14 protein-coding genes are annotated in these 12,962 nt (G+C 68.4%); 6 read left to right on the top strand and 8 right to left on the bottom strand.

Annotated elements, in window-relative coordinates; all coding sequences use genetic code 11:
- Positions 1-100 precede the first annotated feature (100 nt).
- Both AC3WL7_RS15605 and AC3WL7_RS15600 read left to right on the top strand, forming a co-directional pair.
- Entirely contained in the window at positions 101-739 is a 639-nt protein-coding gene (locus AC3WL7_RS15605) for a hypothetical protein (RefSeq protein WP_492751434.1), read from the top strand.
- 74 nt (positions 740-813) lie between these two features.
- Positions 814-1,767 (top strand): sodium:calcium antiporter, encoded by a 954-nt coding sequence (locus AC3WL7_RS15600; RefSeq protein ID WP_492751432.1) that lies wholly within the window; start codon positions 814-816, stop codon positions 1,765-1,767.
- A gap of 108 nt (positions 1,768-1,875) precedes the next feature.
- On the opposite strand, the gene AC3WL7_RS15595 is transcribed toward AC3WL7_RS15600, so the two are convergent.
- From AC3WL7_RS15595 to AC3WL7_RS15560, 8 genes are all read right to left on the bottom strand, one after another.
- A complete protein-coding gene (locus tag AC3WL7_RS15595; protein WP_108747544.1) occupies positions 1,876-2,265 on the bottom strand; it encodes a Na+/H+ antiporter subunit G in 390 nt (129 codons plus the stop codon).
- Complete coding sequence (locus AC3WL7_RS15590) at positions 2,262-2,546, bottom strand: K+/H+ antiporter subunit F (RefSeq protein ID WP_079223917.1); 285 nt, start codon at positions 2,544-2,546, stop codon at positions 2,262-2,264. Before AC3WL7_RS15590 ends, AC3WL7_RS15595 begins: the two co-directional genes overlap by 4 nt.
- On the bottom strand, positions 2,543-3,049 hold the full coding sequence (locus AC3WL7_RS15585; protein WP_108747543.1) for a Na+/H+ antiporter subunit E: 507 nt from the start codon (positions 3,047-3,049) through the stop codon (positions 2,543-2,545). The genes AC3WL7_RS15590 and AC3WL7_RS15585 overlap by 4 nt, the downstream gene beginning before the upstream one ends.
- The gene (locus tag AC3WL7_RS15580; RefSeq protein ID WP_492751429.1) at positions 3,046-4,581 is read right to left on the bottom strand and encodes a monovalent cation/H+ antiporter subunit D; all 1,536 of its coding nucleotides are present in this window, start codon (positions 4,579-4,581) and stop codon (positions 3,046-3,048) included. Before AC3WL7_RS15580 ends, AC3WL7_RS15585 begins: the two co-directional genes overlap by 4 nt.
- Positions 4,578-4,955: a Na+/H+ antiporter subunit C gene (locus AC3WL7_RS15575; protein ID WP_079223912.1), complete on the bottom strand. Its 378-nt coding sequence runs from the start codon at positions 4,953-4,955 to the stop codon at positions 4,578-4,580. The genes AC3WL7_RS15580 and AC3WL7_RS15575 overlap by 4 nt, the downstream gene beginning before the upstream one ends.
- On the bottom strand, positions 4,955-7,783 hold the full coding sequence (locus AC3WL7_RS15570) for a monovalent cation/H+ antiporter subunit A (protein WP_108747541.1): 2,829 nt from the start codon (positions 7,781-7,783) through the stop codon (positions 4,955-4,957). The genes AC3WL7_RS15575 and AC3WL7_RS15570 overlap by 1 nt, the downstream gene beginning before the upstream one ends.
- A 354-nt stretch (positions 7,784-8,137) precedes the next feature.
- Positions 8,138-8,623, bottom strand: a complete 486-nt coding sequence (locus AC3WL7_RS15565) for an Mpo1 family 2-hydroxy fatty acid dioxygenase (protein ID WP_492751426.1) — start codon at positions 8,621-8,623, stop codon at positions 8,138-8,140.
- A gap of 283 nt (positions 8,624-8,906) precedes the next feature.
- Complete coding sequence (locus AC3WL7_RS15560; RefSeq protein WP_079223909.1) at positions 8,907-9,833, bottom strand: phosphoribosylaminoimidazolesuccinocarboxamide synthase; 927 nt, start codon at positions 9,831-9,833, stop codon at positions 8,907-8,909.
- Between the two features lie 141 nt (positions 9,834-9,974).
- Between AC3WL7_RS15560 and AC3WL7_RS15555 the strand changes: the two genes are divergently transcribed.
- The 4 genes from AC3WL7_RS15555 to yegS all read left to right on the top strand — a co-directional run bounded on the left by AC3WL7_RS15555 (position 9,975) and on the right by yegS (position 12,635).
- Positions 9,975-10,304: a J domain-containing protein gene (locus AC3WL7_RS15555; protein ID WP_079223907.1), complete on the top strand. Its 330-nt coding sequence runs from the start codon at positions 9,975-9,977 to the stop codon at positions 10,302-10,304.
- Positions 10,305-10,334: 30 nt separating this feature from the next.
- On the top strand, positions 10,335-11,012 hold the full coding sequence (gene rpe, locus AC3WL7_RS15550; RefSeq protein ID WP_079223905.1) for a ribulose-phosphate 3-epimerase: 678 nt from the start codon (positions 10,335-10,337) through the stop codon (positions 11,010-11,012).
- Between the two features lie 12 nt (positions 11,013-11,024).
- Entirely contained in the window at positions 11,025-11,507 is a 483-nt protein-coding gene (locus AC3WL7_RS15545; RefSeq protein WP_108747539.1) for a GNAT family N-acetyltransferase, read from the top strand.
- Between the two features lie 192 nt (positions 11,508-11,699).
- Positions 11,700-12,635: a lipid kinase YegS gene (gene yegS / locus AC3WL7_RS15540; protein ID WP_492751422.1), complete on the top strand. Its 936-nt coding sequence runs from the start codon at positions 11,700-11,702 to the stop codon at positions 12,633-12,635.
- The last annotated feature ends 327 nt before the right edge of the window (positions 12,636-12,962 follow it).

The raw sequence follows: 12,962 nt of genomic DNA, 5'->3' as shown, positions 1-12,962 counted from the left end.
CGCCGAGCCTGAACGAGGGCCATGAAACGGCGATGACAATGCAGCGCCTGCACGCGCGCTGCGCTAGCGTGCCAGCACCCTGTGCCAAGGACCCGCACCCATGAAACACCTGCCCATCGCCGGCCTGCTGCTGTTGTCGCTGGCCGCCTGCAACCGCACCGCCGACGCCCCCGCCGAGGCCTCTGCCCCGGCCAAGGACACGGCGACCGCCACCGCCCCAGCCGATGCCGACCTCGCCACCACCTCCCCGGCCGACCCGCGCAGCGACAGCCCGGCGCGGCTGGATGGCTTCGGCGGTGCCCGCCTGGGCGCGCCCATCGCCGACGTGCGCAGTGGCTTCGGCACGCCGCTGCAGGGCCTGGGCAGCGACGCGGCAGGCAAGCCGCTGCCGGCCGATGACAACAACGACGGCTGCTACTTCCTCCGCCCGCAGGATGCCGAGGACCCGCGCCTGATGATCGAGGGCCGCAAGCTGGTGCGCTACGACGTACGCAGCACCGGCATCGTCGCCCCGGGCGGCGGCAAGGTCGGCATGACCCTGGGCGAACTGCAGCTGCTGTACCCCGAGCGCGCTGACGTCGGCCCGGACAAGTACGACGAGAAGGCCCAGCACCTGCGCGTTCGCCCGGCCCAGGAAGGCGCGGCCATCATCGATTTCGCGCTGGGCGCCGACGGCAAGGTCGGCAGCTGGCGGGTCGGCCAGACCCCGCAGGTGGATTACGTGGAAGGCTGCGGCTGACCACGGCCGCCGTGGCTCACCCGCGAAGGGTGGGCCACGCGTAGAATCGCGCCACGACCGCTGGGGAGTGCTCGATGATCGCCATTTCAATTGCCTGGTTCCTGCTTGGCCTGCTGCTGCTGGCGCTGGGCGGGGATTCCATCGTCAAGGCCGTCGCCGGCCTCGCCCAGCGCTTCGGCGCCAGTGCCTTCACTGCCGGGCTGGTGCTGCTGGGCGTCGCCACGTCGCTGCCGGAACTGGCGGTCAATGCGCGCGCGCTGTGGGTTGGCCAGCCCGAACTGGCCCTGGGCAACGCCATCGGCAGCAGCATCGCCAATCTCGGCCTGACCCTGGCCGTGGCCGCCATCGCCGCGCCGCTGCTGCTGCGCGCGCGCCTGCAGGGCGTGCTGTGGTGGTCGCTGCTGGCCGCCGGCCTGCTGCTGATCGTGTTCGGCCTGGATGGGCGCCTGCAGCGCTGGGAAGCCGGCGTGCTGGTGGCGGGCTTCGTGCTGGTGCAGATCGTGCTGCTGCGTCGCGGGCGCCTGGAAGCGCCGGACGTGCAGGCGGTCATCGCCGAATCCGCGCTGAGCCGCACCAGCCTGCCGCTGAACGTGCTGCGCGTGCTGATCGCCGCGCTGACGCTCTACTGGGGCGCGCGCCTGGTGGTAGGCGCTGCGGCGGATTTCGGCACGGCGCTGGGCTGGACCCCGGTGCTGGTGGGCCTGTTGCCGGTGGCCATCGGCACCGCGCTGCCGGAAGTGGCCGCGGCCCTCGCGGCGGCGCGGCGCGGCCACGGCGACATGGTGCTGGGCCACGTGCTGGGTTCCAGCGTGGTGAACCTGCTGCTGGTGATCGGTGCGATGGGCCTGCTGCAGCCGCTGGCGCTGCCGGCCTCGTTCGTGCGCCTGGAACTGCCGGCGCTGCTGGCCTTCGCCCTGGTGCTGTACCCGATGCTGCGCGGCGACCTGCGCATCAGCCGGGTGGAAGGCGCGATCCTGCTGGGCGCATTCGTTGCGTGGCTGGGGCTGGAGATCGCCCTGGTCATGTAGATCCACGCCATGCGTGGATGACGGGCCGTGCCGACCAACGGTCGGCACCCACCATCAATGAGCTGTGGCACCCACCATCAATGAACCGTGCCGGCCAGCGGCCGCCACCTACCGGTTCTGCGGGGTGTCCTCTTCCCGCGCCGGTTCCGGCGGCGGCAGCTGTTCTTCCTTGGCGCGTTCGTTGCCGGGCAGGCTGGGCCGGGTTTCCATCAGCAGCGACAGCGCGGCCTTGGCCATCATGTGCGCGCTGATCGGCGCGGTGATGAACAGGAACACAGTGATCAGCAGCTCGCGCGGCTGCGGATCCTGGCCCAGGAAGATGTGGTAGCAGACCGAACACGCCAGCACGCAGCCCACGCCCAGCGTGCTGGCCTTGGTCGGCGCGTGCAGGCGCTTGAAGAAGGTCGACAGCTTCACCAGCCCCAGTGCACCGACCAGGATGAAGAAGCAGCCAAACAGCAGCAGCACCGACAGGGCGATCTGGATGAAGGTGATCATTCGACGATGTCCCGGCGCAGCACGAACTTGCTCAGCACCACGGTGCTGCCGAAGCCGAGCATGGCAATGACCAGCGCCGCTTCGAAGTAGATCGCCGAGTTGAGGTACATGCCGAACAGCATCAGCTCGGCGATGGCGGTCACCGACAGCGTGTCCAGCGCGAGGATGCGGTCGGGCACGGTCGGGCCGCGCAGCAGGCGCCAGGTGCCCAGCAGCATGGCCAGGCCGACCACGTGCATGCACACCACCAGGGTGGTCTGGATGATCTGGAATCCAGTCATGGGAAGATCTCCATCAACGGGGCTTCGTAACGTCGCTTGATCGTGTCGATCAGCTCCTGCGGGTCTTCCAGGTGCAGCACGTGCACCAGCAGGTACTTGCGGTCATCGCTCAGCGCGGCCGACACGGTGCCCGGGGTCAGGGTGATCATGCTGGTCAGCGCGGCGATGCCATGGATGTTGGCGATATCCAGCGGCAACCAGATGAAACCGGGGTGGATGTTGCGCTCCGGGCCGAGCACCTGGATGGCCACGCGGATGTTGGACATCAGGATGTCCCACAGGGTGACGACCAGCAGCCTGGGCACCGGCCGCAGCGTGCCGATGCGGGCGAACTCGCGGTCCAGGCGCGCGGCGAACAGCGGCACCACCACGCCCAGCACCAGGCCCAGCACGATCTGGCCGAGGGTGAAGCTGTCGGACATCAGCAGCCAGAACGCCACCACCATCATGCTCAGGGCGGGCGAGGGGAACACGCGGCGGCGGAAGGAACGCTTGGCGGTCATGGCTGGCGGATCTCCGGCGTGGTCGCGCGCAACTGCTGCACGTAGTCACCCGGCTGCAGCAGCTGGGCGGCGATGGCATCGGTGTGGCGCATCAGCGGTGCGGCACCCAGGGTCATGCCGATGCCGTAGGCCAGCAGCAGGCAGGCGGCGTACAGCTCGATGCGGCGCAGCGGTGCCTTGCGCGGCGGCGGTGCCTCCGGGTCGGGCAGCGGCACGCGCCAGAACAGGCGGATGCCACCGCGGGTCAGGCCCATGATGACCAGCAGGCTGCTGGCCAGCACCGCCGTCCACACCGCACCGGTGTACTGCGCGGGCATGCCCGCCAGCAGCGCGGCCTTGGCCAGGAAGCCGGACAGTGGCGGCAGTCCGGCCACCGAAACCGCGCCGATCAGGAACAGCACGGCCGGCGTTTCCTTGCCCGGCATCGGTGCCACCACTTCCTTCCGATCGCTGGCACCGCCACGGCGGCGGCGGATCAGGTCGGCGATGAGGAACAGCGCCGCCGCAACGAAGCTGCTGTGCGGCAGGTAGTAGAGACCGGCCGACAGTACCTTCGGCGTGCCCACCGCGAAGGCGATGAACAGCGTCGCTGCCGAGACGATGACCAGGTAGGAGATCAGCACGCGCAGGCGCGCAGCCGCCAGTGCACCCAGGCCGCCCAGCACCAGGGTGGCCACGCCGGCCCACAGCAGCCAGTCGCGGCCGTAGCCGGCCAGCGCGCCGGCGTCTTCGCCGAACCACAGCATCTGCACGCGCAGCACGGCGTACAGGCCGACCTTGGTCATGATCGCAAACAGCGCGGCCACTGCGGCCGGCGCACGCGCATAGGACTCGGGCAGCCACAGATACAGCGGCATCAGCGCGGCCTTGGCGCAGAACACCAGCAGCAACAGGCCGATGGTCGCTTTCACCAGGGTCAGCTGCGAGGCCGGCACTTCGGCGATGCGCTGCGACAGCTCGGCCATGTTCAGCGACCCCAGCGAGGCGTACAGCAGGCCCAGCGCGATCAGGAACAAGGTCGAGGCGGTGACGTTGAACACCACGTAATGCAGGCCGATGCGCATGCGCAGGCCACGGCCACCACTCAGCAGCAGTCCGTAGGAGGCGATCAGCATCACCTCGAAGAACACGAACAGGTTGAAGATGTCGCCGGTGAGGAACGCGCCGTTCAGGCCCACCAGCTGGAACTGGAAAAGGGCATGGAAGTGCGGCGCGCGCCGGTCCCAGCCCGAGCAGGCGTGCATCAGGCAGGGGATGGCCAGCAGCAGGGTGGTCAGCAGCATCCACGCCGACAGGCGGTCGGCCACCAGCGCGATGCCCAGCCGCGACGGCCAGTCACCCAGCAGGTAGACGTTGATGTCACCGCCGGCGGTCTGCGCGAACAGCAGGCCCACGGCCAGCGCCAGCGCACCCAGTGCGGTCCAGGCCACGCTGCGCTGCACTTTCGGGCCGTAACGGCGGTGTTCGACGAACAGCGACAGCGAGGCGCCGAGCAGCGGAATCAGGATCGGCAGGATCACCAGATGGTTCATGCCTGGTCCTCGCCCCGACGCGGCGGTGCGTCCTCATCCGGTTCGTGGGCGTCCACGTGGTCGCTGTGGTTGTCGCTGCGGCTGCGCATGGCCAGCACGATGGTCACCGCGGTCATCGCAAAGGCGATGACGATGGCGGTCAGCACCAGCGCCTGCGGCAGTGGATCGGTGTAGTTGCCGAGGTGGCTTTCCAGGCCGTCCTGCAGCACCGGCGCCTTGCCCTGCACCACGCGGCCACCGGCGAAGATCAGCAGGTTGGTGGCATAGGAGAGGAAGGTCATGCCGAGGATCACATCGAAGCTGCGCGCGCGCAGCAGCAGGTAGATGCCAATGGCGGTCAGCACGCCGATCGCGGTGGCCAGGGCCAGTTCCATCAGTGCATCTCCCCGGTACGGGCCGAACGGCGTTGCAGGTCGATCTCGCCCTTGCGCGCGCTGCGGGTACGCGAGGGCTTCACGGTGGCCATCATCGACAGCATCAGCATGGCGCCGCCGAACACCACCAGGTAGACGCCGATGTCAAAACCAATGGCGCTGGCCAGCGGCACCTCACCGATCAACGGCAGGTGCAGGTCGAGGTGGCCGCTGGTCAGGAACGGCACGCCGAACAGCATCGAGGCGCTGCCGCTGAGCAGGGCGATCAGCAGGCCCATGCCGATGCAGCGGATGTAGTCGAAGCCGAAGCGCGACTCCACCGACGCGGTGCCCTGGATCACGTACTGGATCAGCAGCGGCACCGCCAGCACCAGGCCGGCGATGAAGCCGCCGCCGGGCGCGTTGTGGCCGCGCAGGAACAGGAAGATCGACACCGTCAGGGTGAGCGGGAACATGATCTGGGCCAGATCGGCCGGCACCGGCAGCTTGATCGGCGGGCCGGGCATGATCTGTTCCGGTGCCATGCGCGTGCGCCGCAGCAGGGCATGCACCACCAGCGCGGCAATGCCGAACACGGTGATCTCGCCGAAGGTATCGAAGCCGCGGAAGTCGACCAGGATCACGTTGACCACGTTCTGCCCATAGGCCTCGGGCAGGGCGCGGGCGAGCATCTCGCCGGCCATGGTGTTCGGCGGCAGGGTCATCGCGCTGTAGGCCAGCGCGCCGAGGCCGCTGCCGGCGAGGATCGCGATGACCGCATCGCGGCGCTTGCGCCAGCGTGGCCGCTCCGGCCCCGACTGGGCGGGCAGGTAGTTCATGCCCAGCAGCATCAGCACCAGCGTCACCATCTCCACCAGCAGCTGGGTCAGCGCCAGGTCCGGCGCGGACAGGAACACGAAGGTCAGCGACACCATCAGGCCGACGCCACCCACCAGCAGCACCGCCAGCAAGCGCTGCTTGTACACGCGCAGGGTGGCCACCGCACAGGCCATCATCACCAGCCACAGCGCCCAGCCCAGCAGCGGGATCGGCTGCGGCCGGGTCCAGTTGGGCGAGGCCGGGTTGGCGATGTACGGCGCGGCGGCTACGGTGATCGCCACCAGTACCAGGCCCAGCAGCATGCGCTGCAGGCTGCCGTTGGCGATGCCGTTGGTCAGGCGCATGGCCAGCGCGGAAATCGTGTCCAGCTGCGCATGGAAGACGTTGCGGCCGGTAGTGGTGTTCTGCACGCCGTGCAGGTTGATCAGCTTGCGCAGGCCGAAGTACAGGGCCACGCCGCCGACCACGCCGATCGCACTCATCGCCAGCGGCAGGTTGAAGCCGTGCCAGACCGACAGGCTGTACTCGGGCATGGCGCTGCCGAGGATGGAACCGGCCGCGGCGTGCAGCACTGGGGCCACGGTCAGCGCCGGAGCGATGCCCACCGCCACGCAGATCACCACCAGGATCTCCACCGGCACCTTCATCCAGCGCGGCGGCTCGTGCGGTACGCGGTCCAGGCCATGCGGGCCGGGGCCGAAGAACGTGTCGTGGACGAAGCGCAGGCTGTAGGCCACGCCGAACACGCCGGCCAGCAGCGCGGCGATCGACACGGCCGTGCGCATGGTGCCTGGCCCGCCGGCGGTCAGCGCCTCGGCAAACAGCATTTCCTTGGACAGGAAGCCGTTGAGCAGCGGGATGCCGGCCATCGCCAGCGAGGCGATGATCGCCAGCGCGCTGGTGAAGGGCATCAGCCTGCGCAGCCCGCCCAGCTTGCGCATGTCGCGGGTGCCGGTCTCGTGGTCGATGATGCCGGCGGCCATGAACAGCGAGGCCTTGAAGGTGGCGTGGTTGAGGATGTGGAACACGCCGGCCACCACCGCCATCGGCGTGGACAGGCCGAACAGCAGGGTGATCAGGCCCAGGTGCGAGATCGTCGAATAGGCCAGCAGGCCCTTCAGGTCATGCTGGAAGATCGCGTTCCAGGCGCCGATCAGCAGGGTCAGCGCGCCGATGCCGCTGACCGTGTAGAAAAACAGGTCGCTGCCGGCCAGGGCCGGGTGCAGGCGCGCCAGCAGGAATACGCCGGCCTTCACCATGGTGGCCGAATGCAGGTAGGCCGACACCGGGGTGGGCGCGGCCATGGCGTGCGGCAGCCAGAAGTGGAACGGGAACTGCGCGCTCTTGGTGAAGATGCCGGCCAGCACCAGGAACAGGGCGTAGGGGTAGAGCGCGCTGGCGCGGATCTGCTCGCCGGCGGCCAGCACGACGTCCAGGTCGAAGCTGCCGACGATGCGGCCGATCAGCAGCACGCCACCGAGCAGGGCCAGGCCGCCGCCGCCGGTGATCACCAGCGCCATCCGCGCGCCCTCGCGGGCATCCTTGCGGTGCGACCAGAAGCCGATCAGCAGGAACGAGCTGATGCTGGTCATTTCCCAGAACACCATCAGCAGCAGCAGGTTGCCCGACAGCACCATGCCCAGCATGGCGCCCATGAACAGCAGCAGGTAGCAGTAGAAGCGGTGCGCGTTGTCCTGGCTGCTGAGGTAGTAGCGCGCATACAGCACCACCAGCGCGCCGATGCCCAGCACCATGCCGGCGAACATCCAGGCCAGGCCATCCAGGCGCAGGGCGAAATCCAGCCCGATCTGCGGCAGCCAGGGCACCAGGGTGCGGACCACCTGCCCGTCCATCACCGCCGGGGTCAGCCAGCCGAGGATGGCCAGGCCGCCCAACGGCGCCAGCGCCGCCAGCCAGGCGGCTGTCGAGCGGGAACTACGGGGGAAGGCCGCAACAGCCACTGCCATCAGGAACGGCAGGGCCAGCAGCAGGGGCAGGCTGGGGAGCATGCAGGGAATCCATGATTCACGAGCAGGTCATTGAGTCTAACAGTCAGCCAAATGTCGCCGAAACCCATGTAACGGCTACAAACGGCATGTAACGTGCGCTATTCATATTTTTTGCGGTGCGGCACGCCCTTTTCCGTGCCTTGCAGGGTGTGGTCGCCGGCTTTGCCGGATCGGCTCCCTACGCCCGCGCATGGGGGGCTGCGCCCCCGCGTGGCAACGGCTGGGGGCCACACGGCGAACCTGCAGGCAGGCCTGCGCCGCCCTTGCATCGCAGGCTGGCAGGTCGATCGTGCAGCAGGGGTGACGGGCCGCGCCCGTTCAGGAAACGACGGCCGGACGGCGCGGCGGGAGGTGTCAGTAGCGCCAGTCGAGCTTGCGGTAGGCTTTGGCCATCACCCAGGCCGGTCCGATCAGCAGGTAGGTCAGGTCGGTCAGGAAACTGGGTTTGCGGCCTTCGAACTTGTGGCCGATGAACTGCGCCACCCAGGCCACCACGAACACGCCCGCCGCCAGCCAGAACAGGTTGTGCAGGCCGATCTCGGCCTCCAGCAGGCGGCACAGGCAGCCGAACACGAAGAACTGGATGAGCATGCCGATGCCCAGCGGGCGCGACAGCTTGTTGTAGAAGCACCAGGCGCTGAACATCGCAAAGGCGGCCCAGATGCCGTACTGGAACCAGGTGATCAGCGGCGGTACGCACCACAGCAGGGCCACCACCGACCACAGGATCGCCGGTACCGCCACCACGTGGATGCGCTGGTTGATCACATTGCGGTGGTCGTCGGAGTAGCTGGCGAAGTAGCGGTCGATCGGCCGCGCAAGCTGGGTGGTGGTCTGCATGCTGCCAGCATACTCCCGCAGCACCGCGCGATCATGGGGGGCGCAGAATGGTGGGCCGCCGGGGTGGGGCCGGCTTGGTAGAGTCGACTTGGTAGAGTCGACTGTCAGTCGACTGCTCTACCATCAGATCGCGAAATTCCCGCGCTGCGCGCGATAGTCGACCCACGGTCGACTCTACCGGGTCCAATTCATCGGGCGCATCTCCCGCCACACCCACAGTAGAGCCAGGCCATGCCTGGCTGCGCGAACGCCCCCGGCCAGACCGGCCGGGGGCGCAGGGGCATCAGTCGACGCTGATGCCGGCCAGGCGCTGCAGCGCCTCGGCGTACTTGGCGCGGGTGCGCTCGATGATTTCGGCCGGGATGGCCGGGCCCGGGGCGGTCTTGCCCCAGTCCAGCGTCTCCAGGTAATCACGCACGAACTGCTTGTCGTAGCTCGGCGGGCTGGTGCCCACCTCGTACTCGTCGGCCGGCCAGTAACGCGAGGAATCCGGCGTCAGCATCTCGTCCATGATGTACAGGCGGCCATCGGCATCGGTGCCGAACTCGAACTTGGTGTCGGCCAGGATGATGCCGCGCTCGCGGGCGTAGTCCGCCGCGAACTTGTAGATGCGCAGGGTGGCATCGCGCACGCGCTCGGCCAGGTCCGCGCCCACCTGCTTGACCATCGCATCGAAATCGATGTTCTCGTCATGGTCGCCGACGGCGGCCTTGGTGGACGGGGTGAAGATCGGCTCGGGCAGCTGCTCGGCCTGGCGTAGGCCATCGGGCAGGTCGATGCCGCTGACCTTGCCGGTGCGCTGGTAGTCCTTCCAGCCGCTGCCGATCAGGTAGCCGCGGGCGATCGCTTCCACCGGCACCGGCTTCAGCTTGCGGGTGACCACCGCGCGCTTGGCGTACAGGGCCGGGTCCACGCCCTCGGGCAGCACGCTGGCCACGTCGATGCCGGTCAGGTGGTTGGGCATCAGGTGCGCGGTCTTGGCGAACCAGAAGTTGGAGACCTGGCAGAGCATCTCGCCCTTGCCCGGGATCGGGTCGGGCAGGACCACATCGAACGCCGACAGGCGATCGGTGGCCACCATCAGCAGGTAGTCGCCCGGCGGGGTCCCTGCAGGCAGCCGCTCGCGCGGGATATCGAACACATCACGCACCTTGCCGCGATGGCGCAAGGGCAGGCCGGGGAGATCGGATTGCAACAGCGTGGTTGGCACGGGCACTCCTGGGGCGTTGTCGATACGGCTGCCCAGCGGACCCGGCGGGCCCGCTGACCAGCGGGCGGCCTAGTGTAAAGCGGTCCGGGCCCGCTGTGACGTAAAATGAGCGTCCATTTCGTCGGCCGACCCCGGAGCGCCATGCGCTGGTACGGAAAACTGCTCGGTTTCATCGCCGGTGCCCTGCTGTTCCGGCCCAATCCGCTGTTCGGGGCGGTCATCGGCCTGCTGCTCGGCCATGCCTTCGATTCGGACTGGTTCCGCCTGAACAAGGAAAACCCGTACCGCGAGCTGGGGCTGACGTCCGAGGCCACCGACGCCGAGGTCGAGCGGGCCTACCGCAAGCTCATTTCCCAGTACCACCCCGACAAGCTCGGCGGCGCGGCTCCCGAGCTGCAGCAGCAGGCCGAGCAGAAGTCGCGGCGGATCAACGCCGCCTACGACCGCATCAAGACGCTGCGCAAGCGCTGACCCCTTTCCCTCGTCCCCAAGGCCCCGGCCATGTCCAACTGCCTCATCGCCCCGTCCATCCTGTCCGCCGATTTCGCCCGCCTGGGCGAGGAAGTGGACAACGTCCTGGCCGCCGGTGCGGACTGGGTCCACTTCGACGTGATGGACAACCATTACGTGCCCAACCTGACCATCGGCCCGATGGTCTGCCAGGCCCTGCGCAAGCACGGCGTGACCGCGCCGATCGACGTGCACCTGATGGTCGAGCCGGTGGACCGCATCATCCCGGACTTCGCCGAGGCCGGTGCCACCTACATCAGCTTTCACCCGGAGGCCAGCCGCCATCCGCACCGCACCATCCAGCTGATCCGTTCGCTGGGCTGCAAGCCGGGCATCGTGCTGAACCCGGCCACCCCGGTGGACATCCTGGACTGGGTGCTGGATGACCTGGACCTGGTGCTGCTGATGTCGGTCAACCCGGGCTTCGGCGGCCAGGCCTTCATCCCCTCGGCGCTGGACAAGCTGCGCGTGGTCCGCCAGAAGATCGATGCCAGCGGCAAGGACATCCGCCTGGAGATCGACGGCGGCGTGAAGGCCGACAACATCGGTGCGATCGCCGCTGCCGGCGCCGACACGTTCGTCGCCGGTTCGGCCATCTTCAACGCCAAGACCAGCTACCAGGACGTGATCGCGCAGATGCGCGCGAATGTCACTGCGGCGCGGGGCTGAGCCATGAGCACGGTGGCCGTGTTGAACATCCGCCCGGCCACCGTGGCCGATGCCGGCCTGATCCTGCATTTCATCCGCGAGCTGGCCATCTACGAGAAGGCCGAGCATTCGGTGCAGACCGATGAAACCGGCATCGCCGAGAGCCTGTTCGGGGCCGATGCCACTGCCCGCGCGCTGATCTGCGAAGCCGGCGGCGAGGCCATCGGCTATGCGGTGTATTTCTACAATTACTCGACCTGGCTGGGCCGCAAGGGCATCTACCTGGAAGACCTGTATGTCAGCCAGGAAAAGCGCGGTGCCGGCGCCGGCAAGGCGCTGCTGAAGTACATCGCGCGCCAGGCGGTGGCCGAAGGTTGCGGCCGCTTCGAATGGTCGGTGCTGGACTGGAATACCCCGGCCATCGAGTTCTACACCGCTGCCGGTGCGAAGCCGCAGGACGAGTGGACCGTGTACCGGCTGCAGGGCCAGGCGCTGCACGATTTCGCCAACGGTTGAAGCAAAAAAAAGCCGCGCCAAACACTGGCGCGGCCCTGCTGCATTCGTGGGAGGCTGATCCTGCCTCCATCCGTCGTCCCTGCTATGGCCTCCCATGTTCCGGGTCGGCGATGACACCCGCATGACACGGAGGCTTCACCGGCCGCGAACGCGCGGTTGCTAGCCTGTGCCACCCCCACTGGAAGCACCTGCATGACCACCCCGCGCTGGCGCCTGATACTCAACGGAAAATCCGCTGGCAATGACGAACTGCGCAGTGCCGTCGGCCACTGGCGCGGGCAGGGCGTGCGGCTGGAAGTGCGGGTGACGTGGGAAGAAGGCGACGCCGAACGCTACGTGGCTGAAGCCATCGACCACGGCGTGGATGTGATCGTGGCGGCCGGCGGTGACGGCACGCTCAGTGCGGTCGCCGAAACCCTCGCCCATCGCGATGAACCGGCCGACGCACTGCCATCGCTGGCCCTGGTGCCGATGGGCACGGCCAACGATTTCGCCACGTCGGCCGGCATTCCCACCGAACCCTCGGAGGCCTTCGCCCTGATCGGGCAGGTGCCGGCCAGGCCCATCGACCTGCTGCGTGTGGAGGCCGATGGCACGCCCTGGTGGTGCGCCAACCTGGCCAGCGGCGGCTTCGGTACCCAGGTCACCGTGGAAACCGATGCCGGCCTGAAGAAAATGCTGGGCGGACTGGCCTACGTCATCACCGGCATTGCCAAGCTGGGCCGCATCGAACCGATCACTGCGCGCCTGTCCGGCCCGGATTTCAGCTGGGAAGGCGGTTTCATCGCGCTGGGCATCGGCAACGGTCGCCAGGCCGGTGGCGGCCAGCAGCTGTGCCCGCAGGCGCTGATCGATGACGGCCTGCTGGACGTCACCGTGGTGCCCGAACTGGACGGCGAGGTGGCCGCGACCCTGGGTCAGATGCTGACCGGTGGCAAGGAGGCGGCACTGGAGCGGGTGGCGACCCGCGCGCAGCTGCCGTGGCTGCAGATCGACGCCCCGCAGGCGTTGACCCTGAACCTGGATGGCGAGCCGGTGCAGGCGCAACGTTTCCGCATCGACTGCGTGGCCGGGCGGGTGCGCATGCACCTGCCGGCCGACTGCGAGCTGCTGGCGGGGCAGGGGTAGAGTCGACCGGGTAGAGTCGACGGGTAGAGTCGACTGTTAGTCGACTGACGCGCGCAGCGCGGGGTTTCCCGGCACCGGATGGAAGAGCAGTCGACTAACAGTCGACTCTACCGGCCGCCGCCACCGGCCCCGTCCCGGTCCCCGCACCGGTAGTCGCCGCGACCCCGCCGCCGATCCCGCACAGGTCGCCGCCGCGGTCCGCGCCACAGGCCCCCATCACCGGCCCACCACTCGCCGTGGTTCAGTTTCACAGGGTTTCCCTCCCGGCGAAGCTGCGTTACAGTCAAGGGGTGTCCAGCCTGACGACCCCGCATACTCTTTCTTCCG

It is taken from the genome of Stenotrophomonas sp. FW305-3-2-15-E-LB1 (genome assembly GCF_058787375.1).
The sequence above is the reverse complement of the archived record's forward strand: the minus strand, read 5'-3'. Positions and strand labels throughout refer to the sequence as shown.

What these genes read in the sequence shown, in the direction of transcription:
- AC3WL7_RS15605 (WP_492751434.1), top strand. Translation starts at nt 101, where the DNA reads ATGAAACACCTGCCCATCGCCGGCCTGCTGCTGTTGTCGCTGGCCGCC.
- AC3WL7_RS15600 (WP_492751432.1), top strand. Translation starts at nt 814, where the DNA reads ATGATCGCCATTTCAATTGCCTGGTTCCTGCTTGGCCTGCTGCTGCTG.
- AC3WL7_RS15595 (WP_108747544.1), bottom strand. Translation starts at nt 2,265, where the DNA reads ATGATCACCTTCATCCAGATCGCCCTGTCGGTGCTGCTGCTGTTTGGC.
- AC3WL7_RS15590 (WP_079223917.1), bottom strand. Translation starts at nt 2,546, where the DNA reads ATGACTGGATTCCAGATCATCCAGACCACCCTGGTGGTGTGCATGCAC.
- AC3WL7_RS15585 (WP_108747543.1), bottom strand. Translation starts at nt 3,049, where the DNA reads ATGACCGCCAAGCGTTCCTTCCGCCGCCGCGTGTTCCCCTCGCCCGCC.
- AC3WL7_RS15580 (WP_492751429.1), bottom strand. Translation starts at nt 4,581, where the DNA reads ATGAACCATCTGGTGATCCTGCCGATCCTGATTCCGCTGCTCGGCGCC.
- AC3WL7_RS15575 (WP_079223912.1), bottom strand. Translation starts at nt 4,955, where the DNA reads ATGGAACTGGCCCTGGCCACCGCGATCGGCGTGCTGACCGCCATTGGC.
- AC3WL7_RS15570 (WP_108747541.1), bottom strand. Translation starts at nt 7,783, where the DNA reads ATGCTCCCCAGCCTGCCCCTGCTGCTGGCCCTGCCGTTCCTGATGGCA.
- AC3WL7_RS15565 (WP_492751426.1), bottom strand. Translation starts at nt 8,623, where the DNA reads ATGCAGACCACCACCCAGCTTGCGCGGCCGATCGACCGCTACTTCGCC.
- AC3WL7_RS15555 (WP_079223907.1), top strand. Translation starts at nt 9,975, where the DNA reads ATGCGCTGGTACGGAAAACTGCTCGGTTTCATCGCCGGTGCCCTGCTG.
- rpe (WP_079223905.1), top strand. Translation starts at nt 10,335, where the DNA reads ATGTCCAACTGCCTCATCGCCCCGTCCATCCTGTCCGCCGATTTCGCC.
- yegS (WP_492751422.1), top strand. Translation starts at nt 11,700, where the DNA reads ATGACCACCCCGCGCTGGCGCCTGATACTCAACGGAAAATCCGCTGGC.